Below are 25,363 nucleotides of genomic sequence, written 5' to 3'. Positions count from 1 at the left end.
CGCGACGTAGTTGTGGGTTTCGCCGGGGTAATAAGCGTCGTGAAAAGTGGGCCATTGAGTGGGTAGGCTCACCTTAGTGGCACCGTGCAGGTAATTACGGCATACTTGTGTTGTGTAATATTGTGTGTTATTTCGACTGCGTGGAGGTGTGAATGAGTCAGCATGTAGACACCGGGGTCACCCTGGGGATCGAACCTGATGAACGTACCCGAGACCGTGTCCTGACGGCGGTGCTGGAACAGGGCCCCGTCAGTGCCGCGCAACTTGGCAGCCTCTTGGGGCTGACCCCCGCAGCTGTGCGCAGGCACCTTGATACCTTGACCCGCGAGGGAATTATTGAGGTCAAGCTCATTAGCAACGCCAAGAGTGGCGCGGGCCGGCCGGCTCGCCGCTACGTTGTGTCCCGCAGGGGACAGACCGAGATTGGTGACGACTACCTTGAGATTGCCACGCTGGCCTTGGGCGAGCTTGCCAAGACTGGTGGACAATCCGGTGTGGCCGAGTTTGCCCAGCGTCGTTTCGCCAAGATGGAGGCCAACTACCAGTCGGTGGTTGACGCCGCGGGCGATGACGTTGCAGCCCGTTCCAAGGCACTCGCCGCGGCATTGAACAAGGACCACTTTGTTGCGACATCGAATTCCTTGAATCCAGGCTCGGCCATGGCAGCTGAACAACTGTGCCAAGGCCACTGTCCCATTCAGGAACTCGCCAGTTCCTTCCCCGAATTTTGCGATGCCGAGACCGAGGTTTTCGCCCGGCTCATCGGCGTCGATGTACGCAGACTCTCCACCATGGCAAGTGGTGGACACGTCTGCACCACCCATGTTCCGACTGGGCGCGCAGTTGTCCGCAAGCTAAACACGACGACGGCGACGAAAGCTGCTCCCGCATCGTCGGCTGGCCGCACGGTGCGCATTCAAAGTCCAACCAATTTTGTTTCCAAACATCAGCAAGAAAGGCCGTGATGACGGATCAATTAGCGCAGGATGTAAGCGCCAATGGTGAGGTGGCAGATGCCACCAACCACGACATCCTCGAAAGAAACCCCGAACTTGAGGGCCTGGGTAACTATGCCTTCGGTTGGTCGGATAAAAACGCGGCCAGCGACAACGCCCGTCGCGGATTGAGCGAAGAAGTTGTTCGTGACATCTCCGCCAAAAAGGGTGAGCCCCAGTGGATGCTGGATCTGCGCCTCAAGGGCCTGAAGTACTTCGACCGTAAGCCCATGCCCACCTGGGGTGCAGACCTCTCCGGCATTGACTTCGACAACATCAAGTACTTTGTGCGCTCCACCGAGAAGCAGGCCGGTAGCTGGGAAGAGCTTCCCGAGGATATCCGCAACACGTACGAGAAGCTCGGTATCCCCGAAGCTGAGCGTAACCGCTTGGTCGGTGGCGTCACGGCTCAGTACGAGTCCGAGGTTGTGTACCACCAGATCCGCGAGGACCTGGAAGCACAGGGCGTTATCTTCACCGACACCGACACCGCGTTGCGCGAATACCCGGAGATCTTCCAGGAATACTTCGGCACCATGATTCCGGTGGGCGACAACAAGTTCGCCTCGCTGAACACGGCCGTATGGTCCGGTGGCTCCTTTGTCTACGTCCCCCCGGGCGTTCACGTTGAGATCCCGCTGCAGGCCTACTTCCGCATCAACACGGAGAACATGGGCCAGTTCGAGCGCACGCTCATCATTGCCGACGAGGGCAGCTACGTCCACTACATCGAAGGCTGCACGGCCCCGATCTACACCTCGGACTCCCTGCACTCGGCCGTCGTCGAGATTGTTGTGAAGAAGAACGCCCGCGTTCGTTACACCACCATCCAGAACTGGTCCAACAACGTGTACAACCTGGTCACCAAGCGTGCCATTGCACACGAAGGCGCCACCATGGAGTGGGTCGATGGCAACATCGGTTCCAAGGTCACCATGAAGTACCCGGCCGTCTACCTTGTAGGCGAGCACGCCAAGGGTGAGACGCTCTCGGTTGCTTTTGCCGGCGAAGGTCAGCACCAGGACACGGGATCGAAGATGGTCCACATTGCCCCGAACACGCAGTCCTCGATCATCTCGAAGTCTGTTGCCCGCGGTGGTGGACGTGCTGCTTACCGCGGCCTCGTCCAGATCCGTGAAGGTGCTACGCACTCCGCCAACACGGTACGTTGCGATGCCCTCCTGGTGGACAACATCTCCCGCTCGGACACCTACCCCTACGTTGACGTTCGTGAAGACGATGTCTCCATGGGTCACGAGGCAACAGTGTCCAAGGTCAGCGAAGAGCAGTTGTTCTACCTGCAGTCCCGCGGTATGCCCGAGGACGAGGCCATGGCCATGATCGTGCGCGGCTTTATCGAGCCGATCGCCAAGGAATTGCCCATGGAGTACGCACTGGAATTGAACCGCCTGATTGAACTGCAGATGGAAGGGGCCGTCGGCTAAATGACCGAGCTCACGCAAGAACAAGAAACAGATTCAAAAGTCTGGTCCCAGGATTTCATCAAGGGCATGACCGAAGAGGGCGAAAGCCTCTCCGAGATCAACCCTGAATCAGGTCCGCTCGGCGGTAGCGCTGCCAAGGCTCACAGCCACGGTGGAGACAGCCACGGCGGCGGAGTTGGTGTTCCGGACAGCTCACGCGCCGGCCGCCTGACCTCGTACAAGCTTGCCGACTTCCCGGCCATCACCGGCCGTGAAGAAGAATGGCGCTTCACACCGCTCAAGCGCCTTCGGGGCCTTGATCGTGTGGGTATCAAGGGCATGGAGCTTAACGGCGCCGCGCCTTTGCTTGAGGTTTCCAAGCCCGACGGCGTGACCGTTGAGACTGTTGGTCGTGACGATGCGCGCATCGGAAAAGCCGGCATCCCCGAAGACCGTGTGGCTGCCGCCGCATGGGAAAACTTCGCCGAAGCCACCGTTGTCACCCTGCCCGCCGAGTTCGTCGGTAACGCAGACAACGTCACCACCCTGACCCTCACGGGACAGGGCGACACCCCCGCCGCCGCACACATCCTGGTTCACGCCAAGAAGTTCGCAACCGGCGTTGTTGTCCTGGACCACCGTGGCACCGCCGTACTGAGCGAAAACGTTGAAATCCTCGTCGAAGATGGTGCCAACCTGACGGTTGTCAGCATCCAGGACTGGAATGACGACGCCGTTCACGCCAGTGCTCAGCACATCTTGGTGGGCCGCGACGCGAAAGTTAAGCACGTCGTCGTCAACCTTGGCGGTAACTTGCTGCGCACCACACCGGCAGCTCGCTACAGCGGCACCGGCGCCGAAGTTGAAATGTACGGCCTGTACTTTGCCGACGCCGGCCAGCACCTTGAGCAGCGCTTGTTCGTGGATCACTCCACGAAGAACTGCAAGTCCCGCGTCACCTACAAGGGTGCATTGCAGGGCGAGAACGCCCACGCCGTGTGGATCGGTGATGTGCTGATCCGCAAGCAGGCTGAAGGCACCGACACTTACGAGATGAACCGCAACCTCATCCTGACCCAGGGTGCGCGCGCCGATTCGGTGCCGAACCTGGAAATTGAGACAGGCATGATCGAAGGAGCCGGGCACGCAAGCGCTACCGGCCGCTTCGATGATGAGCAGCTGTTCTACCTGCAGGCTCGTGGCATTGCCGAAGACGTTGCCCGCCGCCTGGTGGTTCGTGGCTTCCTCAACGAGGTCATCCAGCACATTCAGGTACCCGCCCTCGAAGAGCGTCTGCGCGAATCCGTGGAACGCGAATTGGCGGCGACACCACAGTGAGTGAAACCTCCACGCCCGCCGGCGTCATCGTCTGCAAGGTCGACGACGTACAGGTCAAGTCTTCCTTGTTGGTCGAGGTTGACGATTGCCCCATCGCTATCGTGCGGGACTCCTATGGAGAACTCCACGCGATCGGAGATACCTGTTCACACGACGACATCTCCTTAAGTGAAGGCGACGTGGAGGACGGCACCATCGAATGCTGGGCACATGGCAGCTCCTTTGACCTGACTAGCGGCCAACCGCTGACATTGCCAGCATTCGAACCCGTGCCCGTCTTTGCTTTGAGCATTCAGGGCGACGACGTCTATGTGGACGTCACCAACATTCTTAATGGCGTCAGCGCGCAATAGCGCCGCGGCCCGTACACAAACTTTTTAGGAGAAATAGAGTATGTCTACTCTGGAAATCAAGGACCTGCACGTCAGCATCGTGACGGAACAGGGCGTCAAGGCCATCCTTAAGGGCGTCAGCCTGACCATCAACACCGGTGAGACTCACGCCATCATGGGCCCCAACGGCTCCGGCAAGTCCACCCTGGCCTCCACCATTGCCGGCCACCCCCGCTACACGGTTGACAGTGGCTCCATCACCTTGGACGGCGAAGACGTCCTGGCGATGAGCGTCGACGAGCGCGCCCGCGCCGGCCTGTTCCTTGCCATGCAGTACCCGGTGGAAATCCCCGGTGTGACCATGACTAACTTCCTGCGCACCGCAAAGACTGCCATCGACGGCGAAGCCCCCAAGCTTCGCACCTGGACCAAGGACGTCAAGGCCGCCATGGCGCAGCTGCGCATCGAGCCCGAGTTCGCCGAGCGCAACGTCAACGAAGGCTTCTCCGGTGGCGAGAAGAAGCGTCACGAAATTCTTCAGCTGGAACTGCTCCACCCGAAGTTCGCTGTCTTGGATGAGACCGACTCCGGTCTTGACGTTGACGCGCTGAAGGTTGTCTCCGAAGGCGTCAACCGTGCAATCGACGCCGGTGGCCTCGGCACCTTGCTGATCACTCACTACACTCGCATCCTGCGCTACATCAAGCCGCAGTTCGTGCACGTCTTCGTTGATGGTGCCATCGCCGAACAGGGTGGCCCGGAACTTGCTGACCGTTTGGAAGAAGAAGGCTACGACCGCTACCTGGTTGCTGAGACGGCTACGGCTTAATTGCCTCGCCAACCAACCACCGTCGAGAAGGAATCATGACTGACATCAGCGAAACAAGTACAGCCAATGTAGCTGGACAAACAAACCTGGAAGACGTTGAGGAAGCCCTCAGGGACGTCATTGACCCCGAACTGGGCGTCAACGTCGTCGACTTGGGCTTGCTCTACGGCTTGCGTTATGGCGAAGACGGCGCCTTGCTGTTGGACATGACGCTCACCACGGCTGCTTGCCCCCTGCAGGACGTCATCGAGGAACAAGTGGAAGCATCGCTTGGGCCGATCGTTGACGAATGGCGCATCAACTGGGTGTGGATGCCGCCGTGGGGTCCGGAGCGGATCACAGACGACGGCCGCGACCAGATGCGGGCCCTCGGCTTCAACATCTAGTAGGCAGCAAGCGCGCCTTCGCGCTGATCTGGTGCCCGCCCGCTTCGCGGACGCCCGAAGCCGCTCCCGGCACCCTGATACCGGCGACTCATGCAGCGCAGCCCGCAGTTGGATCCCGTGATACGAAAGAACCGCCGTCGGTCCTGGCATTTGCCCGGACCGACGGCGGTTCTTTGTGTTTTCTACTCGCTATACCGTTGGGACGGCGAAGGTGTCGCAGGCTGTTAGATCGGCGGTTTGGTAGCCGGTGTAGAGCCACTTTTGACGTTGTTCACTGGAGCCGTGAGTCCACGATTCAGGGTTGGTCTGGCCCGTTGCGGCCTTCTGGATCCTGTCGTCACCGACGGCCGAAGCAGCCGAGAGTGCATCATTTAGATCCTGTTGGGCCAGCTCCACCAAGAATGGTTGATCGCTGCCGGGTGCCACCTGGGATGAGGCGTAGCGCATCCAGATGCCAGCGAAGCAGTCTGCCTGAAGCTCAGTGCGTACCGATGCCGATTGGGCACCCTCTGGGTCTTGCTGGGCGTTGCCGATGGTGCCGAGAATGTCCTGAATGTGGTGGCCAAATTCGTGGGCAACAACATATTCCTGAGCCAAGGGACCGCCCGAGGAACCGAACTGCGTCTCTAATTGAGAGAAGAAGTCAGGGTCAAAATAGGCCTTGTTATCGCCGGGGCAGTAGAACGGTCCCACGGCTGAGGTGGCCTGGCCGCAAGCGGTGCTGACACTGCCACTAAAGATCACCGTCTTGGGTGCCGAGTATTGGACACCCTGCTGCTCAAGATAGCCAGGCCAAAAAGCGTTGAGTGAATTGGCCGTGCCAAGGATGCGGCAGTCAAGGCGGTCGTTGGCATCCTGGCCGGTCTGACAGCTTTCCAAAGCAGATCCGCCCGATTGCTCGATCGCTGGTTGGTCTGCAGTTTCTCCAAGCATGGATGTCAACACGTCCGGATTGATGCCCAGCAAGGCGCCGATCAGCACCACAATGCCGCCGCCAAGGCCCAGCCCTACCTTGCCGCCGCGTCCCATGCCGCTGCGGCCTCTCTGGTCTTCTGCTTGCGATGGGTCCAGACGGGCCCCTTCATTAAATGTCATGCACCTAGAGTAGCGGTTGGCTGGCATCGAGGGTGCGATTCTCATCTACCATAAAAACAATGCCATTCATTGAAGAACTCAAACGCTGGGCCACCAACCGAGGTGAGCGGACCGCCGTCGTGGTGGGGGAGCAGCGGCTCGATTACGCCCAGCTTCTTCTGGCCGCTAAGTCGCACGTCCGGTCAACACAGACGGATGGCACGGCGAGCGTTGCCCTTGTTGACGCGCAAAGCAGTACCGAGCTGGCCGTGGAATTCTGTTCAGCCGTGCTCGCTGGTACAACAGTCATGGTCCTTGACGCCCAGTGGCCCGTGGGCTTGCGTTCTGAGCTAAGCAGGGCAGCTTCGGATTGGACAGCGAATCAGATGCCACAGGATGGTGCGCCGACGCCGTTCCTCCTTGGGCTCTCCTCGGGAACCAGCGGTTTGCCGAAGGCTTTTGCCCGTTCGGCGGCATCCTGGCATGAATCGTTCATCCGCAGTGCTGAATACTTTGATGTGGGGCCGGACTCAGTGACTCTTGCCCCTGGTCCGATGGCGGCCAGCATGAACCTGTACGCCTTGGGGGAGTCGATCTTTGCTGGTGCCACATTCGTAGCGTTGCCGCAGTTCACCCCTGATACGGCTTTGAAGGCCATAGCTGATAACAGAGTTAACCGGCTGGTACTCGTCCCCACAGTTCTTGGCTTGATAGCAGCTCGAGGCATGGCCACCGGGAAAAGCGGACACAGGATTCGTTCGATCGTTTGCGCCGGGTCAGAGCTTCCGGAGGCTACTCATGCGTTGGCCCGGGAGTGGGCGCCCAACGCCATCATCCAGCAATATTATGGCGCGGCTGAACTTGGATTTGTCGCGGCCGCGACGGTGGCTAAGCCACCGGCCATGGTGGAACAAGCCAGCACGGAACCGGCCGCTACAGAACAAGAAGGCGTGGGGACGGCTTTTCCAGGGGCACGGATCTCGATCAGGGATGAAGAATGCATGGAGCTTGGCCGTGGCCAACAAGGCGATGTCTGGGTTGCTGGCCCGTATCCCTGTGACGGCTATGCCTGGGGTGACGACGGCCTGGCCTTCAGGTCCGAGATACTCGTGAGCAGCGGTGGAAGCTCGGAGGCTTGGTACACGGTGCGGGATCAAGGTTTCCTAGATTCCGGGGACCGCTTGCATTTGGCCGGACGCGCCAGTGACATGGTGATCATCTCCGGCGTCAATGTGTACCCGCATCATGTGGAACAGACCCTCTTAGGTGCTGCGCGAGGAGCAAGTATTGCGCACGAGCCTGAGGCCAAACCTGATGCAATGACGGTCATTGTGGCTGGCATTGCCGATGAAGTGCGCGGAAAACGGCTCGTGGCAGGGATTTGCATGGCTCCGCTGGCCGTGCCGATCGACGCCGTGCGCCAGGCGGCCCGGCAACTGCCCGCTCCACAACGTCCAAGCCAGTACTTTGAGCTCAGCACCTTGCCCCTGACCGGTAGCGGCAAAATTAGCCGCGCCATTCTCGCCCAATGGATCACTGAAGGGGACGCCCGTGCCAAGCGCCTTCATTAACACACCTGAAACCACGCCGGTTGTCATTGCGGCGAAACGCCTGCCAACAGCAAAGGTCGGCGGACCCTACAAGAACTACCGCGCACACGAGCTAGCGGCGGCGGCCATCACTGGCATCCTGAGCGAACCCGGAGTCGACCCTGACGGCATCACCGACGTGATAGTCGGCAACGCCACAGGCGGTGGCGGCAATGTGGCCAGGCTGGCAGCGTTGACGGCCGGGCTGCCGGATCGGGTTCCCGGGTTGAGCGTTGATCGGCAGTGCGGGTCGGGCCTGGAAGCGATCGTGCTGGCGTGCCGGCTCATTCAGGCTGGGGCAGGGGACTTGTATCTGGCCGGCGGAGTGGAAAGCATCAGCACCGCTCCGGCGCGTGCTCACCGCGGCTCCGACGGCGAACTAGACTTTTTTGATCGCGCCCAATTTGCGCCCCTTGAATCCGGGGATCCTGATGCCGGGGAGGCTGCGGAAAACGTCGCCACCCATTACGGAATCAGCCGCCAGCGACAAGACGACTACGCCCTTCAGAGCCACGCCCGAGCCGTGGAGGCCGCCCGGAATGGCCACTTCGAGCACGAAATTCTACCGTTCGGGGGCCTCTCGGCAGATCAGGGACCGCGCGCGAACCTGACCCCGGAACTCATGGCCCGCTTCCCAGCCGCGTTTGTTCCCGGTGGAACTGTCACCGCAGGAAATTCCTGCCCCTACAGCGACGGCGCGGCCATTGTTGCGGTCACGACGCTTGCCCGCGCCAGGACCCTGGCCGCCGAAGGGGCGACGGCGCTGGGAGGTCCCGCCGTCGGCCTGGTCTTTCGCGATAGCGCCGTGACCGGCAATGACCCCACGCTCCTTGGCGTCGGCGCGGCCCATTCCACTCGTGCGCTCATGGCCCGCACTGGCCTGACCACAGGGCGGCTGCGCAACAGCATGCTCGAATACAACGAGGCCTTCGCCGCACAGGTTCTCGCCACGGCTGATCTGCTTGATCTTGATCCAAATCTTCTTAATTACGACGGCGGGGCGCTGGCCTTGGGGCACCCTTACGGTGCGTCTGGGGCAATCCTGGTCACGAGGCTACTGGCCCGGGCACGGCGCGGGATTGCGCCTGGCACAGATGCCATTGCCATGATCAGCATGGCTGGCGGTATGGGTATTTCCGCCCACTTCCAATGGGACCAGCTTTGACGCAGACTAATCATCCGCGGAGTCTGGCTCGCCAAGGCCGCGGGCGGACAAGGCGTCTCCGGTGGCTCTGGCATAGGCCACCGTGGCGATAACCACGGGCAGCGATCGGGCCATGAGGTTGCGTTCTAGTCCCCGTGCCCTGGCGGCATCGCGCACATCGGCAAAGGCCCCAATCACGTAGGGAATGCTGCGAAGCATCAGCGCCACCGTCAAGGAGAACCGCTCAGGGTCTGCACCAAAGCGTCGCAGAGGCTCCACGAGGGCCGCCAGGCCATCCAGAAGTTCATCCACGGGTGTTGACGCGGTCAAAATGTTCGATGCCAGCACCGTGGCCACAATCGAGGCGATAACCTGCCAAGCCACGAACGGACCGTGCTGCCACCACTGGTATCCGGCAATCAGGATGAGAAAAACGAGCATGAGGCGCACAGCGCGCCACATCCGCGGCCAGCTGAGTCCAACCAGAAAATGGCATCCGATAACGGCCACCAGCGTGGCCGTCGTCGTGATGACGCCTGCGCGCACGGAGATGAAAGGGGAGCCCAGACAGAGCACCGCCACCAGCAATAGCAAAATGGCCTTGATGCCCAACGGCAACCGGTGAACCACGGAATTGCCCGGTACGTAGCCGGCCACGAGGAAGGCATGGCCGCGCACTAGCCCGCCAGCTCCCGGTACAGGGCAATCCCGGTCTCGGGTTCGCCGTCGTATGCGAGCGATCCGTGGTCAATGACCAAAAGCCTGTCAAAGGTTGCGGCCAAGGAGAGATCATGGGTGGACATGATGACCTGCTGGGGGAGCGTCGCCAAGCGCTCCATGAGCATTCTGGTGTTCCGTAGATCCAGAAGTGTGGATGGCTCGTCGAGAACCAGAATGTCCGGCTCCACAGCCAGCACCGTGGCCAGGGCCGTGAGCTGGCGTTCGCCGCCCGACAGTTCGTAAATGCTACTTTCGGCCAAATGATCCAAGCCGTAATCGGCCAGAATGGACCGGGCCTTGTTCCTGCGGTCTGCCTTGCTCAGCTTTCGCCGGCGAAGCGACAATTCCACATCTTCCTGGGGCGTGGGCATCACGAGCTGAGACAGGGGATCTGTGAAGACAAAGCCGACACTGCGGCGCACCGCTGAAACCTCGTTGTGTGTTCCTCGCCCGTTGACGTGGACAGTGCCCGAGGAAGGGACCACGAGGCCGTTGAGAAGGCGCAGCAGCGTTGACTTCCCTGAACCGTTGGCGCCGATGACCGCGATGCGCTGTTCGGTCAGGGTGAGCGATAGTGGGGAAAGGATCTGCTTGGCCTGCTGCGACCTCGGATCCGCAGGTTCAACGGAGACAGCAGCCTGCGCTAAAACAATTCTGTTGGTGATGGCTGTGCCCTGCACGGATGTGCGTTTTGCGGAGATGCTCACTTGCGTCGGCGCACCAACAGGTCGGGGAAGGCCCGGTGAAGGCTGAGTGCGATCAGGACGGCCAGAACATTCTTGATGATGTCGCCGGGGAGATAGACCACGTCGGCAAGCAGGGCGGCCGGCAGGCTCATGCCTTTGATGACAAACCCCACAATGCCGCAGGCGTGCACGATCACCGTGCCGGCCATGGCGGCACCGAACAAGGCTGCCGGACGCCAGCGGCTCCGGACAGCCAGTGTTGCGAGCAGACCGATCACGGCCACCCCAAAGATGAAGCCAATAATGTAACCGGCCGACGGGCTGGCCAGAACGGCTGGTCCGGCGCGGAAGCCGCTGAAAATAGGTAGACCAATGAGACCCAGAAGAACATACAGCCCAACTGCCGCGGTCCCGCGGCCAAAGCCAAGCACAAGTCCGCAGAGGGCCACCACGAGGGTTTGCAAAGTAATTGCCACGCCCATAGGACCAACATTGATGCCCGGAACGGCGATCGAGGCAGCCATCAGTGCCGCAAAAACCGCAATGAGCGAGAGGTCCATTGCACCCCACCGGTGGCGGCGTGAAACGGAGATGTTCGCGTTGTCAGCGTGCTGTGATGGTGTTGTCAACGTCTCATCCGCGGATCGTGAGGAAGTCATTATTGCTGCTTTCACTGAATTTTTGTCTAAACCGGATTTTCCCCACCCCGGAACCTCGTTAGACTGGCTAGGTTGTACAACGTTAGTCTCATCCGAAATCGGCAGAGAAACGTTTCGCGGCATATATCCACTTACGTGAAAGGTTACTACGTTGATATCGGTCCAAGACCTTGAGTTACGTGCTGGAGCGCGCCTGCTCATGGACGAAGTATCATTCCGCATCGACTCCGGTGACAAGATTGGACTTGTGGGGCGCAACGGCGCCGGCAAGACCACGTTGACCCGTGTATTGGCCGGAGAAGCCCTCCCGGCCGGTGGCAAGGTCACCCGCACGGGTGAGATTGGTTACCTGCCGCAGGATCCCCGGACCCCTGACATGGAACAGCTTGCCAAGGATAGAATCCTTGCCGCTCGTGACCTGGACAAGGTCATCACCAAGTTGCGCAAGGCCGAAAGTGATATGGCTAGCGATGACAACAACATCCGGGACAAGGCCATGCGCCGCTACGACCGCCTCGAGGCTGAGTTCCTTGCCAACGGTGGTTACGCAGCCGAGGCCGAGGCCGCGGCAATTTCCTCGAACCTTGCCTTGCCCGAACGCATCCTCAACCAACCGCTGAAGACACTCTCCGGTGGTCAGCGACGCCGCGTGGAACTTGCCCGCATCCTATTTTCCGGTGCCAAGACCATGCTGTTGGATGAGCCCACTAACCACCTTGACGCTGATTCTGTGGCCTGGCTGCGGGACTTCCTCAAGAGCCACAATGGCGGTTTGATCGTGATTAGCCACGATGTTGAACTCCTGGACGCGACCGTGAACAAGGTCTACCACCTCGATGCCAACCGGGCCACGATTGACCAGTACAACCTCGGTTACAAGAAGTATCTTGCTCAGCGCGAAACAGATGAACGCGCCCGACGCCGGGAACGCGCCAACGCTGAAAAGAAGGCCGGCGTCCTGATGGAGCAGGCCAACAAGATGCGGGCCAAGGCAACCAAGGCTGTTGCCGCCCAGAACATGGCCAAGCGCGCCGAACGCCTGTTGGCCGGACTTGAAGAGGTCCGGGCCAACGACAAGGTGGCAGCACTGCGCTTCCCCGATCCTTCGCCTTGTGGCAAGACGCCGTTGATGGCCGAAGGGCTCAGCAAGTCTTATGGTTCACTGGAAATCTTCATGGATGTCAGCCTTGCCATTGACCGTGGGTCCAAGGTGGTCATCCTTGGTCTCAACGGTGCTGGTAAGACGACCCTGCTGCGCATGCTCGCCGGAGTCTCCACGCCCGATACCGGACGGATTATCCCCGGTCACGGCCTGAAGATTGGCTACTACGCTCAGGAGCACGACACCCTGGATGTAACTCGGACGGTATTGGAAAACATGCGCTCCGCTGCGGGCGACATGAATGACGCCGAGGTCCGCGGGATCCTTGGCTCATTCTTGTTCTCCGGCGATGACGTCAACAAGCCCGCCGGCGTACTTTCCGGTGGTGAGAAGACTCGACTGGCCTTGGCCACGATCGTCGCCTCCAGTGCCAACGTGTTGCTCCTGGATGAGCCGACTAACAACCTGGACCCCGCCAGCCGTGCGGAGATCCTAGGCGCCCTGAAGAACTACACAGGCGCTGTTGTCTTGGTCAGCCACGATGAAGGCGCCGTAGCGGCCCTGGATCCCGAGCGCGTCGTGCTGTTGCCCGACGGCGACGAAGACCTGTGGAGCCCGGACTACTTGGACCTGATCACGATGGCCTAGCCCTAGAGCCAGGAACGACGGCGGCAGGCGAGGTGGATTTCCACCTCAGCTGCCGCCGTCGTTGTTTTAACCCGTCAGCTTTAACCTTTCACCGCACGGCAGTTTCTGTTGCTGCGGTTAGGTCCAGTAGTTGCTGGTAGCTCAGCGAGAGCATAGCCTGATGGCTGCCTGCGCCTGCCCACAAGACGGGATATTGGGCAAGGTCAGTGTCGAGGAACGTTTTCAGGGGTGCGGGGTGCCCCAGTGGTGCAACCCCGCCAACCGGTTGACCGGCATGCTGGAGTACAAATTCTGGGTCTGCCCGGGTGATCTTGGCCAGCCCATGCTGCCGGGCAACCATTTTTACGTCGACCTTCGCTGCGCCGCTGGCCAGGATCAGCAGGGGGGCGCCGTCGCACTCAAAAATAAGACTGTTGGCGATAGCGCCAACATCGCAGCCCAGCACGGCCGCTGCAGTCGCGGCCGTGGCCACAGAATCGGGAACCACCACAACGGTGTCCCCGAGCCCCGCGGCCACAAGCGAGGCGCGCACGTTCGCAACAATGGGATCTTCAACTGATGATTCGGCAGGATTCTGAGTAGTCACAGGGCCAGCTTATGACAATGTTGGATAAGAACGCTCAGCCCTACAACCCCTGGGCGTCCAGAATGGCATCTTCGGCTTCTTCTGCCGTGGGCCGCGCTCCGGGTTTGCGCACCTTGGGATGTTTGCGAGGATGGAACGCGGATCCGCGGCCGTAGAGCTCCTCGACGGGAATGCCCGATTCTTCTGCCTCAAGGGCGTCGAATTCATCATTGCGACGTTGCATTCTTGCGGCATAACCAAAGCCAACGAAGGCCAAAATGCCGAACGCAATCCATTGCATGGCATAGCTCAGATGTGAGCCCTCATCGATGGACGGTGCCGGGAACGCAACCGGATTGCCGGCCGCGGCAGGATTCTCCGTTGCAAGTTGCCCGTAGGATCCGGTCTTGATGGGGTATTCGAGCTGAGCCGCGTAGTCGTTGAGTTCAATCGACGCCAGCTGCCCTTCCGGGGCGCCACGGTTAAGTCTCGGTTCTGCCGGCTTGAGCCTGGCGACAACCTCAATTACGCCAGATTTCGGCTCGGGGATGAGATCGGGGTGGCCGGCTTCCTTGTTTCCAATGGGCAGCCAACCACGGTCAATGATGACGGTGTCACCGTTTTCCAATTTTAACGGCACGAGCACCTCATAGCCCGGGGTCCCATTGAGCGGGCGGTTCCGGACGATGCGTTGATCCTCCGTAACGTAGCTGCCTACCAGACGCACCTGCGTCCATTCCTTGGCGGGGTCCAGCGAATCAAAGTTCCCGGAAACGTCCGCATAGTCGACGATGGTGCCGGAATAGTTTTGCTGGATCTTGGTGATGTTTTCAACTACGGCGTTGCGGCGGTTCATCTGCCAATTTCCCAACGCTACACAGGCGAGGGCAAAGACAAGCGCCAAGGCAAAGTAGCCCAGCCACCTGCTGGAAAACAAAAACTTGTAGGTCTTCATAAACTACGCGGAATCCTTCGGGCTCATGGGTAGCGTTTCTTTCCACAGGGAACGGCTCTGCAGATAATCCTCAAGCCATGCCACATGCTCGGAGCAGGCAAGCCAAGTCTTGCGACGTTCGGGGGTGTGAATCTTAGGGTTGTTCCACAACAGCTGCGTGGTTGCCACCTCGCGGCAGCCCTTGCGCGAGCAGATGGGTGGAGCAGCTGCGGTTGAAGGGTCCGGTGTGGGATTCCCGGCACCTGGCAGCAGGTCAAAGATGTTCATGGTGTTCCTGTCCCTGTGGGTCTGGCGTCGAGCCGCCCGCAGAGTCTTCTTGGGAGGCTGAGTCTTCCCGGGAGGCGGCGCCTTCGAAAATGTCATCTTCGTCGGGGACGATTTCTCCGGTGAGGATCTCGCCTGAGTTGGCCTCGTCGTCGTCCGTCTCTGCCTCCCCGCCGGCGACCTCATAGAGTGGCGCGGCGTCAAGCAGCTCAGCGGTTTCTTGATGATTGACGTCGGCGGCGCCATTGGCGATGACCACGGCCACCCAAGGCAGCAACACCGCACCGACCACGGGAATTAGCCTGTACCAGCCATCAAAAAGGAAGATAGCAGCAAGGCAGACCATGCGGATACCCATGGTCACCGCGTACTTGATCATGCGCTGGCGCATCTCATCGCTGTGCGCGGGGGTTGCGTTGGTAATCGTGGGAACTTCGACGGCGGACGCGCGCTGACGGTACTTGCTGCGCCGAGCGGCACCGAACTTCGGCGTAGCTGATTGCTCTTTCATCACACTCCAAGGGACACCTCCATTCTGTCACTGCAGAGGTACACAACCAAAAGTCAACTGTGTGGTGTGGGGCCTTTCACCGTAGGATTCTTTTACTAGAGTTGATTTATCTGTGTCAGTTTTATGAGTTTTTTCTATGTTTGATTTCTATGGAGGAATACATGAGTGCACCGGCAGGCGAAGAGATCCAAGGTCGCAGCGTTTTGGTCACCGGCGGAAACCGAGGCATCGGTTTGGCTATTGCCAAGGCTTTTTTGGCCAACGGTGACAAGGTCGCCGTGACCTACAGGAGCCCATCAGAGCTGCCCGAAGGAATTCTTGGCGTTCAGGCCGACGTCACGGATGCCGCGTCCATCGACGCGGCCTTTACCGAGGTTGAGGCGGCTCACGGTCCCGTTGAGGTTCTCGTGGCTAACGCTGGCATCACCAAGGACACCCTGCTGATGCGCATGAGCGAGGACGACTTCACGTCCGTCATCGACACAAACCTGACCGGCGCCTTCCGGGTCATCAAGCGCGCCTCCAAGGGCATGATCCGCAAGCGCAAGGGTCGCGTGGTGCTGATCTCCTCGGTTGTGGGGCTGTACGGTTCGCCGGGTCAGATCAACTACGCAGCCTCCAAGGCAGGGCTGGTGGGCATCGCCCGATCCTTGACGCGCGAGCTCGGTTCACGAGGCATCACGGCCAATGTGGTTGCCCCCGGATTCATCAGCACGGACATGACTGCTGAGCTGCCTGAGGAGACACAGAAGCAGTACCTCTCCACGATTCCGGCAGCTCGCTTTGCCTCCGCTGAAGAGGTAGCCAACGTTGTCCGCTGGATTTCCAGCGATGAAGCCTCCTACATCTCCGGCGCTGTCATCCCTGTTGATGGCGGCTTGGGCATGGGCCACTAAGACCATCCGGAGCCGGAAGCTTCACAGCCCGGACTTTGGGGAGGCGTACCGGGCGGTACGGTTCCGCGCGGATATGATGCCTAAAGAGCTCCGCACGCGGCTGAGGCTGCCTTGATTACTGAATTAATCGTTGAAACTAAGGATATTTTTATGGGAAAGCTTGACGGAAAGACAGCCATTGTCACCGGCTCTTCACGCGGAGTAGGCGCCGATGTAGCTAAGTACCTCGCTGCCGAAGGCGCAGCCGTGGTGGTCAACTACCGCCAGAAGGCGCCCCGCGCCAACAAGGTTGTGGCTCAGATCGTCGAAGCCGGTGGCCGCGCAGTAGCCGTGGGCGCAGACCTGACGACCCAGGAAGGCGTGCAGGCCCTGGTCAGCGCTGCCCTGGAAAACTTCGGATCCCTTGACCTGGTTGTCCTGAACGCCTCTGGTGGAATGGAATCCGGCATGGCCGAGAACTATGCTCTGCAGCTCAACCGCGACGCCCAGGTCAACCTCCTCAACGCAGCGATGCCGGTCCTTCCGGCCGGCTCACGCGTGGTCTTCGTCACCAGCCACCAAGCACATTTCATTGAAACCGTGCCCACCATGCCCGAGTACGAGCCCGTCGCCAAGAGCAAGCGCGCCGGCGAGGATGCACTGCGTGCCTTGATCCCGAACCTGGCGCTCGAGGACATCTCCCTTGTGGTTGTTTCCGGCGACATGATCGAGGGCACCGTCACGGCTACCTTGCTTGACCGGGCCAACCCGGGCGCCATCGAGGCCCGCCGCGTCGAGGCCGGCCGCCTCTACTCTGTAGCTGAATTTGCTGCTGAAATCGCCAAGATGGCCACGGCAGATGTCCCCTCCGGGCACACCGAATATGTTGGCGGAGCCGACTACTTCAAGTAGGCCGCAGCCGGGTGCGAAAACGCCCAAAAAAAGAGCCCGTTTCCCCGCCCGCATTTGCGGAGAAGGTAACGGGCTCTTTTATGCCCTTTGGAACTGAGGAGCCTATGACCTGAGGAGCCTATGACCTGAGAACCCTAGGAACCTGGAATGCCAGCCAATGCCAGTGCCACGTCGAGGTTGGGCAGGTTGATCTGCGCATCTGCAGCCGCACGGACGGCCGGCTTGGCATTGAACGCGACGCCAAGAGCTGCGGCTGCCATCATGTCGAGATCGTTGGCGCCGTCGCCGATGGCCATGGTGGCCTTCTGTGCAATGCCGGACTCCGCGCTCCAGAGAAGCAGCTGTGAGGCCTTGGCTGCACGGTCCACAACAGCTCCGGATACTTTTCCGGTCAGGTGGCCATCAATGATTTCAAGGTCGTTGGCCATGGCGTAATCCAAGCCAAGGCGTTCGGCCAACGGGGCAAGAATTTGCGAGAACCCACCGGACACCGCGGCCACCACATGACCGGCAGCCTTCGCCTGTGCCACGAGCCGCTCGGCACCGACAGATAATTTGATCTTGGCGCCAACCTCGGCAAGTACGCTCTCGGGCAGCCCCGCCAGCGTAGCGACACGATGGTGCAGGCTCTCCGCAAAATCCAATTCGCCGCGCATAGCGGCCTCAGTGACCTTGGCGACCTCGGCTTCGGTGCCTGCATGCGCCGCAAGCAGTTCGATGACTTCCTGTTGGATGAGCGTGGAATCGACATCCATGATGATGAACTTACGTTTCGCATTGCGCAGCGAGTCAGGGACGACGGCGGTGCTCAGCTCGTCCGCGCCAGCCTCCGCAAGTGCGGCCCGCAACCTACTCAGGCGGGCAGCGCCCTGTGCGTTCGTGGGCCCCGAGGGATTGAGTGAGCCGAGTTCAAGGATCAAAGCTTCAAATCCGGGATGGCTCTCGCTGCGTTCGGATGCGATCGTATAGCCGTGTTCCGACAGCACCATACGAACTTTTTCAAGGGCGACGGGACTGAGCGTCTTGGCATAGCTGACTGCTGTGAATGTGGAGGGCATGCCATAGATTCTATCCATTACCGCCCCTTGGGGAGTGAATTGTGGCTCAACACCGCCCGACACAGGCCTACCCAGTTAGCGCTGGCCGCCCCTCGTGTCATAGGCTCAGTAGTTATGAGTGAAGTTCTGGGATTGGCCGGTGTCAGCGTGGTCCGCGGCACCAAAACACTGTTGGATAACGTCGATTGGCGCGTCGCTGAAGGCGAACGCTGGGTAATCCTGGGGCCTAACGGCGCCGGTAAGAGCACCCTCCTGCAAATCGCGGGCGCCCGCATGCACCCCACGCGTGGTGTTGCCGGGATCCTCGATGAAGTCCTCGGGGCAGTTGACGTCTTCGAACTGCGCCCGCGCATCGGCGTTGCATCTGCGAGCCTTGCCCATCAAATCCCAGAGCACGAAAAAGTTTTGAACGTGGTCGTCACCGCTTCTTACGGTGTCACCGGCCGCTGGCGTGAGGCTTACGAGCGCGACGACGAACGCCGCGCCTTCCGCCTGCTTGAGGAGTGGGGCGTTTCCACGTTCTTCAACCGCGCATTCGCTTCCTTGAGCGATGGCGAACGCAAGCGTGTGCAGATCGCCCGAGCCTTGATGAGTGATCCCGAGCTTCTTCTCTTGGATGAGCCAGGCGCAGGTCTTGACCTTGCCGGGCGCGAAGGCCTGGTCAAGCGACTGAGCGAGTTGGCTGCTGACCCCATGGCTCCCAGTACTGTTCTGGTCACGCACCACCTCGAAGAGATCCCGCCAGGGTTCACGCATGCGCTGCTGCTGCGTGACGGCGCCGTGGTTGCCCAGGGGCCGATCGCGGAGGTCCTGAGCGAAGAGAACCTCAGCGCAACCTTTGGCCTGCCGCTGAATGTCACCAACACCGCCGGGCGTTACACGGCAACGGCACGTCACTAGGATCCCGCCGCGCTCGTGAACGTCCTTGAATCATTCTTCATCCTGCTCGGCGGCCTATGGGCCGGAACTATCAACACCGTGGTGGGCTCCGGGACGTTAGTCACATTCCCGATCCTGATCGCCTTGGGCATTGCTCCTGTCATGGCCGTTGTCAGCAACGCCATGGGATTGATTGCCGGGGGAGTCTCCGGCACTTGGGGGTACCGGCGGGAACTTCGGGGCATGGGCCACAACCTGGCCCGGCTGATGCCGGCCTCCCTCTTGGGCGGAATCACCGGGGCCTTCCTCCTGCTCCACCTGCCCGAGGAAGTATTCCACCTCGTTGCGCCCGTATTGATAGTCCTGGCGCTTGCCCTGGTCATCTTCCAACCGCGGCTGCAGGCGGCTATCAAGAAGCGTCGTGAAAGCGCACCGTCGGCCCGCTCCCATGACCTGATCATGATGCTCCTGGTGTATTTGGCAGGCGTCTATGGTGGCTATTTCGTGGCAGCCCAGGGCGTATTGCTGGTAGCCATTCTTGGAATCTACATGCGCGGCACACTGCAAAACTCCAACGCCGTCAAAAACGTCCTGTCCCTAACGGTGAACGTGGTTGCGGCCATTTCCTACCTACTTTTTGCCCCCGCGAAGATCATCTGGAGTGTTGTGGGCCTGATCGCCGTCAGCTCGCTCATTGGTGGCATCGTCGGTGCGCGCATTGGCCGTAAGCTGCCGCCCGTGGTTCTGCGCACGGTCATTGTGGTGCTTGGCCTGGTAGCTCTCTTCTTCATGATTCAGAAATTGGTGTCACCATGATCATCCATATTGACGACGCGACGGATCCTCGCGTCAGCGACTACCTGTCCTTGACCGATGTGCAGTTGCGTAAGGTCAAGGAGCCGGCCGAAGGCTTGTTCATTGCCGAGAGCCTTAAGGTGATCCGCCGTGCCCTGGCTGCAGGGCACCGGCCGCGATCGTTCTTCATGACGGAGCGCTGGCTGCCTGATCTGGCGAGCGTACTGGCCGATCACGAGGACATTCCCACCTATGTGGGAACCGCCGAAATATTGGAAGAAATTACCGGGTTCAATCTGCACCGCGGCGCCATGGCAGCCATGCACCGCCCCGCTCCTTTAGACATCACCACACTTTTGGCCGGTGCCCGCCGAATCGCGGTGCTGGAGGACATTGTTGATCACACTAACATTGGCGCGATCTTCCGATCCGCGGCGGCCCTTGGCGTCGATGCGGTCCTCGTGACCCCGCGCTGCGCCGACCCGTTGTACCGGCGCAGCATCCGCGTCAGCATGGGAACCGTGTTCCAGGTCCCGTGGGCGCGCCTGCCTGAATGGCCAGCCGGTATGGATCTGCTCCGCGACGCTGGATTTACGACGGCGGCCCTCGCCCTAGTGCCCGACTCGTTGACTATCCAGCAACTCGCGGCTCGTAACGATGAAAAGCTGGCCCTGATCCTTGGCACCGAGGGCGACGGGCTCAAGACCCGGACTCTGGCCCAGGCCGATCACGCCGTCATGATCCCCATGAAGGCCGGCGTGGACTCACTCAATGTTGCAGCTGCCAGCGCCGTGGCCTTCTTCGCCACGGCAGTTACCCCGGAGTAACGCTAGGCTGGATCAATGAAACTTGATGAGAGAGTTCCTGATTTCACTTTGCCCGACCAACATGGGCAGCTGCGTTCGCTTGCAGAAATGACGGCCAACGGACCCTTGGTGATTTTCTTCTATCCTTTGGCCGGCAGCGGCGGGTGCACCAAGGAGGCCTGCCATTTCCGTGATCTGCAGGGCGAATTCGCGGCCGCTGGAGCTTCGATTGTGGGCATCAGCACCGACGGGGAAGCTAAGCAACTTGAGTTTGCGAACAAAAACTCACTGAGCTACCCACTCCTGAGTGACCGGCAAGGTGAGGTGGCAGATTTGTTTGGGGTCCGGCGTCGTTTGTTGGCAAAATCACTCCCCATCAAACGTGCCACCTTCATCGTGGACAAGGACTTAATCCTGCGATTCTCCGTCTCGAGCGAGACAAATATGGATCTGCACGCCGATCAGGCACTCGAGGCGCTGAAAACTTTAGCCTGATGAAACCCTGAGTGAAGGGCGAATCGTGGCGCGGCTTGGCGAAATGGGCGCGAGACGGTAAAGTTTCTAGCTGGTCCTAGTGACCATTACATTCGTCAGTCTGGCAAAAACCAGACGATAACACTCTGAGGTTTAAAGTGAAGCAGAACGCTCACCCGAAGTACGAAGCAATCGTTTTCAACGATCTGGCTTCCGACACCAAGTTCCTGACGCGCTCCACCGCGACGTCCACGAAGACCATTGAATGGGAAGATGGCAACACCTACCCCGTCATCGACGTGGAAATCTCCTCGGAGTCACACCCGTTCTACACGGGCAAGCAGCGCATCATGGACAGCGCCGGCCGCGTCGAGCGCTTCAACGCTCGCTTCGCTGGCTTCGGCAAGAAGTAATACTTCTTTCCAACGCTTTCTAAAAACAGGGTTCGCACCGATTGGTGCGGGCCCTGTTTTTATATCCCCGTGGCTTCTGAAAGACTAATTCTTATGACTGATTCATTGCATGGCGAATACAAGGTCCACGGCGGAAAACTCGTCGTGGTGGACTGCTCCATCACCGAGGGCAAGCTGTCCGATGTGCGGGTTAGCGGTGACTTCTTCCTCGAACCGGACGAGGCTCTGGATGACATTAACGCGGCCCTGAACGGCCTCTCCGCCGATCTTCCCGGTGCAGAGATCGCTGCTGCCGTGACCGCGGCGCTCTCGTCGGACGTGGTGTTGTTTGGCTTCTCGGCACAGGCTGTTTCCATCGCCGTGCGTCGTGCCCTGACGCGGGCTACCAGCTGGGTTGACCACAAGTGGGACATCATCGCGCCCACAATTCTCCCCACGGCCGTCAATGTCGCTTTGGACGAGGTCTTGGCGGAGGAAGTGAGTGCGGGGCTCCGCAATCCCACGCTGCGTTTTTGGGACTGGGACGAGCGCTCGGTCGTTATCGGCAGTTTCCAGTCCGTTCGCAACGAGCTGGATCCAGCAGGCGTTCAAAAGTATGGCGTGAACGTTGTCCGCCGGATCACCGGGGGTGGCGCCATGTTTATGGAGGCCGGAAACTGCATCACCTACTCGCTGTACGTGCCGCAAACACTCGTAGACGGTCTCAGCTTTGAAGACTCCTACAAATTCCTTGACACCTGGGTCATGGCAGCCCTGGAATCCATGGGCATCGAAGCGTTCTACGTTCCCCTCAACGACATTGCCACGGACAAAGGCAAGATCGGCGGAGCCGCCCAAAAGCGATTCGGCAAGGGCGGACTGCTCCACCACGTGACCATGAGCTATGACATCGACGCCGACAAAATGGTGGAGGTCTTGCGCATTGGCAAGGAAAAACTCTCAGACAAGGGCACCCGCTCCGCTAAGAAGCGCGTGGATCCCTTGCGCCGGCAGAGCGGTATGAGCCGTGCGGAGATCGTTGAGCGGATGTCCCAGACGTTCGCAGACCGCTATGACACCCGCCCGGCGGTCCTCACGGAAGAGGAACTGGCCGAGGCTCAGCGCCGGGTTGAGAGCAAGTTCGGCACGGAGGAATGGCTGCACCGCGTTCCCTAAGGGCTTCAAGACCCACGGCCCAAGACCCACGGGCCACGGCATCGGCTTCAACAAAGTAGCTCGACGGCACCCATGCGGGTGCCGTCGAGCAGGATTGCCGCCACAAGATCGCCGCAGCAGATTCCTAGCGCAGGAGTTTCCTAGGGCTGCAGGCTCAGCGCTGCAGGGCCTGTGCCTTGAGGGCGCGAAGCAGCTGATCGCGTTGTTCCAGCACGATCCGGCGCAAGCCATTGGCTGCCGTCGCGTGCTCGGCGAGCCATCTATCCGTGCGCAGGACCACGGGGTGCTGCTCGGGCAGAGTGCCCGGAAGCAGATCTTGCTGGCCCGGGAACAGGCCTCCCACAATTCGGCCAGCAATTTCCAGGCTGCGTTCGGTCCAAATCTTTTCAATGGCCTGGAAGTACGGCTCCACATAAGGATCCAGGAGCTCATGGCCAGCCATCATGAAGCCGGTGATCGTAGCGCTGAGCAGTTGATTACTGACTGCATTCTCTTCAACTGCTTCGTGCCAGCGCAGCGCCTTGAGCTCGGATTCCGGCAAGGCTGCCACGGCGGTGAGATGGCTTGCGCGGAATTCGGCGGTGGTGTTTGCCGCTAGTTCGGCATCCAACTCTTCCATCGTGGCCACGCCGCGGGCTGCCAACTGCTGCCACAAGAGCCAGCGCAGATCGCCATCGACGCTGAGACCCAGGGGAACCTTCGTCCCCGCGAGAAGGGCGCGGCTACTCTCCACCTGGGAATCGCTGCCGCGGCCCACAACAGCAAGAGCGTGCGCCCAGACGAGCTGTTCGTCGCTGGTGGGCGCCGCCTTGCCAAGATGCTGTGCGAACCCGGAAATGAGTTCTTCGCGTACTGTGGCTCGCGTCCCGGCGGGGCAGTACGCGCCAAGTGCGTGAATGGCATTGTCCGCGAGGGTTTGCAGCAGGCTGATGTCACTCTCGCCGCCAGCATGCTGTACGACGGCGGTCAGGTACAGTTCCGCAGGCAGGAGAGCGTCACGCGTGGCGTTCCACAGGACGGACCACACGAGGGAACGTGAGAGGGGATCGGAAATGGTTCCCACGGAGGCTAAGGCAGCCGCGAGGGAATCGTCGTCGAACCTGACCTTGGCGTAACTGAGGTCCTGGTCATTGACGAGCACCAGATCCGGGGCGGGAAGGCCCACGGCTCCGGGCACGTCCGTCACGGACCCAGCCACATCCACAGTGATCGAGTGAGTGCGAACAAGGGTTCCGGCGTCGTTCGTGAAGAAGCCGACGGCCAAACGATGGGGGCGCAAAGCCGCCAAGCCAGTGACGGGATCTACCGCGTCCTGGGTGATAGCGAGGGAGGTGATCTTGCCATTAGCCGTCTCGAGGCGCGGAGCCAGCGTGGACATGCCAGAGGTTTGCAGCCACTTCTGTGCCCAATCGCCCAGATCGCGGCCGGATGCGGCGCTCAGGGGAGTCAACAGATCATTGAGCGTGGTGTTGGCGTACTGATGATCCACGAAATACTCGCGGGCTCCAGCAAAAAATGCCTCCTTGCCCACGTATGCCACCAACTGCTTGAGGACCGAGGCGCCCTTGGCGTAGGTGATGCCGTCAAAGTTGGCCTTGGCGGCTTCGAGGTCGGGAATGTCCGCCGTGATGGGATGCGTGGTGGGCAGCTGGTCCTGCGTGTAAGCCCATGCCTTGCGGCGGCTGGCGAACATAGTCCAGGACTTGGGACCCCACGCGGTGGCTTCCGCGACGGCCAAATGCCCCATGAAATCGGCGAACGATTCCTTGAGCCACAAATCATCCCACCAGCCCATGGTCACGAGGTCGCCAAACCACATGTGCGCCATCTCGTGCATGATCGTGTTGGCGCGCTTCTGGTACGCGGAGTCGGTGGCGCGGGAGGCATGGATGTAGGCCTCCGTGAACGTCACCAAGCCCGGGTTTTCCATGGCGCCCAAGTTGTACTCGGGGACAAAAGCCTGATCGTATTTACCGAACGGATACGGGAAATCAAAGAGCTCGTTGAAGTACTTCAGCCCCGCCTTGGTGACCTTGAAGATCTCATCAGCATCGAAATGCGGCGACAGCGACGCGCGGCAGTAGGCGGCCAACGGGATCTCCAGCGATTCGCCCTGATGTTTGCTCTCGGGGCCGAAAGTCATGGAGAAGTGATCCTCCGCCTTGAAGTACGGTCCCGCAAGGACAGTCGTAATGTAGGTGGAGATAGGCAGCGTTGTTGCGAAGTCCCAACGGGTTGCGCCGGCTGCGGTAGTCTTCCCGTCCACTGACTGGTTGGAGGCAACCTCCCAGCCGCTCGGGGCCGTGACGTGGAAGGTATAGGGCGCCTTCAGGTCAGGCTGCTCGAAGTTGGCGAAGACGCGGCGGGCGTCGGCAGGTTCGTACTGTGTGTAGGTGTACGTTTGGCCGTCCGCCGGATCCACGAAGCGGTGCAGGCCCTCGCCGCTGCTGGAATATGCGGCTGTGGCGCAAACAACCACTTCGTTGTCCGCGGCCAGTTCCGGCAGCTTGATTCGCTGTGCATCGACGACGTCGTCGACGTTTAGCTGCTTGCCGTTGTGTTCAACCGACTCTACGCTGAGGCCGATGAAGTCTAGAAAGGTCCCGGCCGTGCCGGAGGCCGAAAATTTGATGGTGGTGCGGCTGGAAAAACCAGGCACGGACAGGTCGGCGGCCTGGCTTAGATCCAGTTCGACGTCGTAGTGGTGGACACTGACACTGGCTTTTCGGGCTGCGGCTTCGCTGCGTAAAAGATTAAAGTTGGCCATCATTTTAT

The 25,363-nt window shown here is 60.3% G+C and carries 27 protein-coding genes; 17 read left to right on the top strand and 10 right to left on the bottom strand.

Features of this window, described 5'->3' with window-relative positions:
• The first annotated feature begins 152 nt into the window (after positions 1-152).
• Genes ACP7B9_RS05030 through ACP7B9_RS05005 form a run of 6 tightly spaced genes read left to right on the top strand, consistent with a single transcriptional unit; the run spans position 153 to position 5,304 of the window.
• Positions 153-965, top strand: coding sequence for a helix-turn-helix transcriptional regulator (locus ACP7B9_RS05030; protein ID WP_425861328.1), 813 nt, complete (start codon positions 153-155; stop codon positions 963-965).
• Entirely contained in the window at positions 965-2,440 is a 1,476-nt protein-coding gene (gene sufB, locus ACP7B9_RS05025; protein ID WP_425861326.1) for a Fe-S cluster assembly protein SufB, read from the top strand. Before ACP7B9_RS05030 ends, sufB begins: the two co-directional genes overlap by 1 nt.
• Complete coding sequence (sufD, locus tag ACP7B9_RS05020; protein ID WP_425861325.1) at positions 2,441-3,757, top strand: Fe-S cluster assembly protein SufD; 1,317 nt, start codon at positions 2,441-2,443, stop codon at positions 3,755-3,757.
• A complete protein-coding gene (locus ACP7B9_RS05015) occupies positions 3,754-4,110 on the top strand; it encodes a non-heme iron oxygenase ferredoxin subunit (protein ID WP_425861324.1) in 357 nt (118 codons plus the stop codon). Before sufD ends, ACP7B9_RS05015 begins: the two co-directional genes overlap by 4 nt.
• Before the next feature lie 40 nt (positions 4,111-4,150).
• On the top strand, positions 4,151-4,918 hold the full coding sequence (sufC, locus tag ACP7B9_RS05010; protein ID WP_425861322.1) for a Fe-S cluster assembly ATPase SufC: 768 nt from the start codon (positions 4,151-4,153) through the stop codon (positions 4,916-4,918).
• A 35-nt stretch (positions 4,919-4,953) separates the two neighbouring features.
• On the top strand, positions 4,954-5,304 hold the full coding sequence (locus tag ACP7B9_RS05005) for a metal-sulfur cluster assembly factor (protein ID WP_425861320.1): 351 nt from the start codon (positions 4,954-4,956) through the stop codon (positions 5,302-5,304).
• A 189-nt stretch (positions 5,305-5,493) separates the two neighbouring features.
• On the opposite strand, the gene ypfJ is transcribed toward ACP7B9_RS05005, so the two are convergent.
• On the bottom strand, positions 5,494-6,399 hold the full coding sequence (gene ypfJ / locus ACP7B9_RS05000; protein ID WP_425861318.1) for a KPN_02809 family neutral zinc metallopeptidase: 906 nt from the start codon (positions 6,397-6,399) through the stop codon (positions 5,494-5,496).
• A gap of 59 nt (positions 6,400-6,458) precedes the next feature.
• Here ypfJ and ACP7B9_RS04995 point away from each other — a divergent pair, with 59 nt between their 5' ends.
• Both ACP7B9_RS04995 and ACP7B9_RS04990 read left to right on the top strand, forming a co-directional pair.
• Complete coding sequence (locus ACP7B9_RS04995) at positions 6,459-7,949, top strand: class I adenylate-forming enzyme family protein (RefSeq protein WP_425861316.1); 1,491 nt, start codon at positions 6,459-6,461, stop codon at positions 7,947-7,949.
• Positions 7,930-9,132 (top strand): thiolase family protein, encoded by a 1,203-nt coding sequence (locus tag ACP7B9_RS04990; protein WP_425861314.1) that lies wholly within the window; start codon positions 7,930-7,932, stop codon positions 9,130-9,132. The genes ACP7B9_RS04995 and ACP7B9_RS04990 overlap by 20 nt, the downstream gene beginning before the upstream one ends.
• A 6-nt stretch (positions 9,133-9,138) precedes the next feature.
• Here ACP7B9_RS04990 and ACP7B9_RS04985 read toward each other — a convergent pair whose 3' ends face one another.
• Genes ACP7B9_RS04985 through ACP7B9_RS04975 form a run of 3 tightly spaced genes read right to left on the bottom strand, consistent with a single transcriptional unit; the run spans position 9,139 to position 11,176 of the window.
• Entirely contained in the window at positions 9,139-9,789 is a 651-nt protein-coding gene (locus tag ACP7B9_RS04985) for an energy-coupling factor transporter transmembrane component T family protein (protein ID WP_425861312.1), read from the bottom strand.
• Positions 9,789-10,484 carry an energy-coupling factor ABC transporter ATP-binding protein gene (locus ACP7B9_RS04980; protein WP_425861770.1) on the bottom strand — a complete coding sequence of 232 codons (696 nt, stop codon included), beginning with the start codon at positions 10,482-10,484 and terminating at the stop codon, positions 9,789-9,791. The genes ACP7B9_RS04985 and ACP7B9_RS04980 overlap by 1 nt, the downstream gene beginning before the upstream one ends.
• 50 nt (positions 10,485-10,534) lie before the next feature.
• Entirely contained in the window at positions 10,535-11,176 is a 642-nt protein-coding gene (locus ACP7B9_RS04975; RefSeq protein ID WP_425861310.1) for a biotin transporter BioY, read from the bottom strand.
• Positions 11,177-11,327: 151 nt separating this feature from the next.
• Between ACP7B9_RS04975 and ACP7B9_RS04970 the strand changes: the two genes are divergently transcribed.
• Complete coding sequence (locus ACP7B9_RS04970) at positions 11,328-12,926, top strand: ABC-F family ATP-binding cassette domain-containing protein (RefSeq protein ID WP_425861309.1); 1,599 nt, start codon at positions 11,328-11,330, stop codon at positions 12,924-12,926.
• A gap of 88 nt (positions 12,927-13,014) precedes the next feature.
• On the opposite strand, the gene ACP7B9_RS04965 is transcribed toward ACP7B9_RS04970, so the two are convergent.
• From ACP7B9_RS04965 to ACP7B9_RS04950, 4 genes are read right to left on the bottom strand one after another with little or no spacing between them, the layout of a single operon-like run.
• Positions 13,015-13,512, bottom strand: coding sequence for a YbaK/EbsC family protein (locus ACP7B9_RS04965; RefSeq protein ID WP_425861307.1), 498 nt, complete (start codon positions 13,510-13,512; stop codon positions 13,015-13,017).
• 40 nt (positions 13,513-13,552) lie between these two features.
• Entirely contained in the window at positions 13,553-14,446 is an 894-nt protein-coding gene (locus tag ACP7B9_RS04960; RefSeq protein ID WP_425861305.1) for an SURF1 family protein, read from the bottom strand.
• A 3-nt stretch (positions 14,447-14,449) separates the two neighbouring features.
• Positions 14,450-14,713 (bottom strand): hypothetical protein, encoded by a 264-nt coding sequence (locus tag ACP7B9_RS04955; protein WP_425861303.1) that lies wholly within the window; start codon positions 14,711-14,713, stop codon positions 14,450-14,452.
• The gene (locus ACP7B9_RS04950) at positions 14,700-15,221 is read right to left on the bottom strand and encodes a DUF3099 domain-containing protein (RefSeq protein ID WP_425861301.1); all 522 of its coding nucleotides are present in this window, start codon (positions 15,219-15,221) and stop codon (positions 14,700-14,702) included. The genes ACP7B9_RS04955 and ACP7B9_RS04950 overlap by 14 nt, the downstream gene beginning before the upstream one ends.
• 161 nt (positions 15,222-15,382) lie before the next feature.
• Here ACP7B9_RS04950 and fabG point away from each other — a divergent pair, with 161 nt between their 5' ends.
• Together fabG and ACP7B9_RS04940 are read left to right on the top strand one after the other, a co-directional pair.
• Positions 15,383-16,117: a 3-oxoacyl-[acyl-carrier-protein] reductase gene (gene fabG, locus ACP7B9_RS04945; protein ID WP_425861300.1), complete on the top strand. Its 735-nt coding sequence runs from the start codon at positions 15,383-15,385 to the stop codon at positions 16,115-16,117.
• Between the two features lie 150 nt (positions 16,118-16,267).
• Entirely contained in the window at positions 16,268-17,008 is a 741-nt protein-coding gene (locus ACP7B9_RS04940) for an SDR family oxidoreductase (protein WP_425861298.1), read from the top strand.
• A gap of 134 nt (positions 17,009-17,142) precedes the next feature.
• Here ACP7B9_RS04940 and serB read toward each other — a convergent pair whose 3' ends face one another.
• Positions 17,143-18,066: a phosphoserine phosphatase SerB gene (gene serB, locus ACP7B9_RS04935; RefSeq protein WP_425861296.1), complete on the bottom strand. Its 924-nt coding sequence runs from the start codon at positions 18,064-18,066 to the stop codon at positions 17,143-17,145.
• Between the two features lie 114 nt (positions 18,067-18,180).
• On the opposite strand from serB, the gene ACP7B9_RS04930 reads away from it, so the two are divergent.
• The 6 genes from ACP7B9_RS04930 to ACP7B9_RS04905 all read left to right on the top strand — a co-directional run bounded on the left by ACP7B9_RS04930 (position 18,181) and on the right by ACP7B9_RS04905 (position 22,588).
• A complete protein-coding gene (locus ACP7B9_RS04930; protein WP_425861295.1) occupies positions 18,181-18,966 on the top strand; it encodes an ABC transporter ATP-binding protein in 786 nt (261 codons plus the stop codon).
• A gap of 15 nt (positions 18,967-18,981) precedes the next feature.
• Positions 18,982-19,761 (top strand): sulfite exporter TauE/SafE family protein, encoded by a 780-nt coding sequence (locus ACP7B9_RS04925; RefSeq protein ID WP_425861293.1) that lies wholly within the window; start codon positions 18,982-18,984, stop codon positions 19,759-19,761.
• Positions 19,758-20,567, top strand: coding sequence for a TrmH family RNA methyltransferase (locus ACP7B9_RS04920; RefSeq protein WP_425861291.1), 810 nt, complete (start codon positions 19,758-19,760; stop codon positions 20,565-20,567). Before ACP7B9_RS04925 ends, ACP7B9_RS04920 begins: the two co-directional genes overlap by 4 nt.
• A gap of 15 nt (positions 20,568-20,582) precedes the next feature.
• Entirely contained in the window at positions 20,583-21,041 is a 459-nt protein-coding gene (locus ACP7B9_RS04915) for a peroxiredoxin (RefSeq protein WP_425861289.1), read from the top strand.
• Between the two features lie 137 nt (positions 21,042-21,178).
• Positions 21,179-21,433: a type B 50S ribosomal protein L31 gene (locus ACP7B9_RS04910; protein WP_110485175.1), complete on the top strand. Its 255-nt coding sequence runs from the start codon at positions 21,179-21,181 to the stop codon at positions 21,431-21,433.
• Positions 21,434-21,526: 93 nt separating this feature from the next.
• The gene (locus ACP7B9_RS04905; RefSeq protein WP_425861287.1) at positions 21,527-22,588 is read left to right on the top strand and encodes a lipoate--protein ligase family protein; all 1,062 of its coding nucleotides are present in this window, start codon (positions 21,527-21,529) and stop codon (positions 22,586-22,588) included.
• 154 nt (positions 22,589-22,742) lie between these two features.
• Here ACP7B9_RS04905 and pepN read toward each other — a convergent pair whose 3' ends face one another.
• Positions 22,743-25,355, bottom strand: coding sequence for an aminopeptidase N (gene pepN / locus ACP7B9_RS04900; RefSeq protein WP_425861285.1), 2,613 nt, complete (start codon positions 25,353-25,355; stop codon positions 22,743-22,745).
• Positions 25,356-25,363 lie beyond the last annotated feature (8 nt).

Origin of the sequence: Arthrobacter sp. TWP1-1 (assembly GCF_049897845.1) — a bacterium.
In the GTDB taxonomy this organism is placed as follows: domain Bacteria; phylum Actinomycetota; class Actinomycetes; order Actinomycetales; family Micrococcaceae; genus Specibacter.
This window is presented reverse-complemented; position numbering and strand designations above follow the sequence as displayed.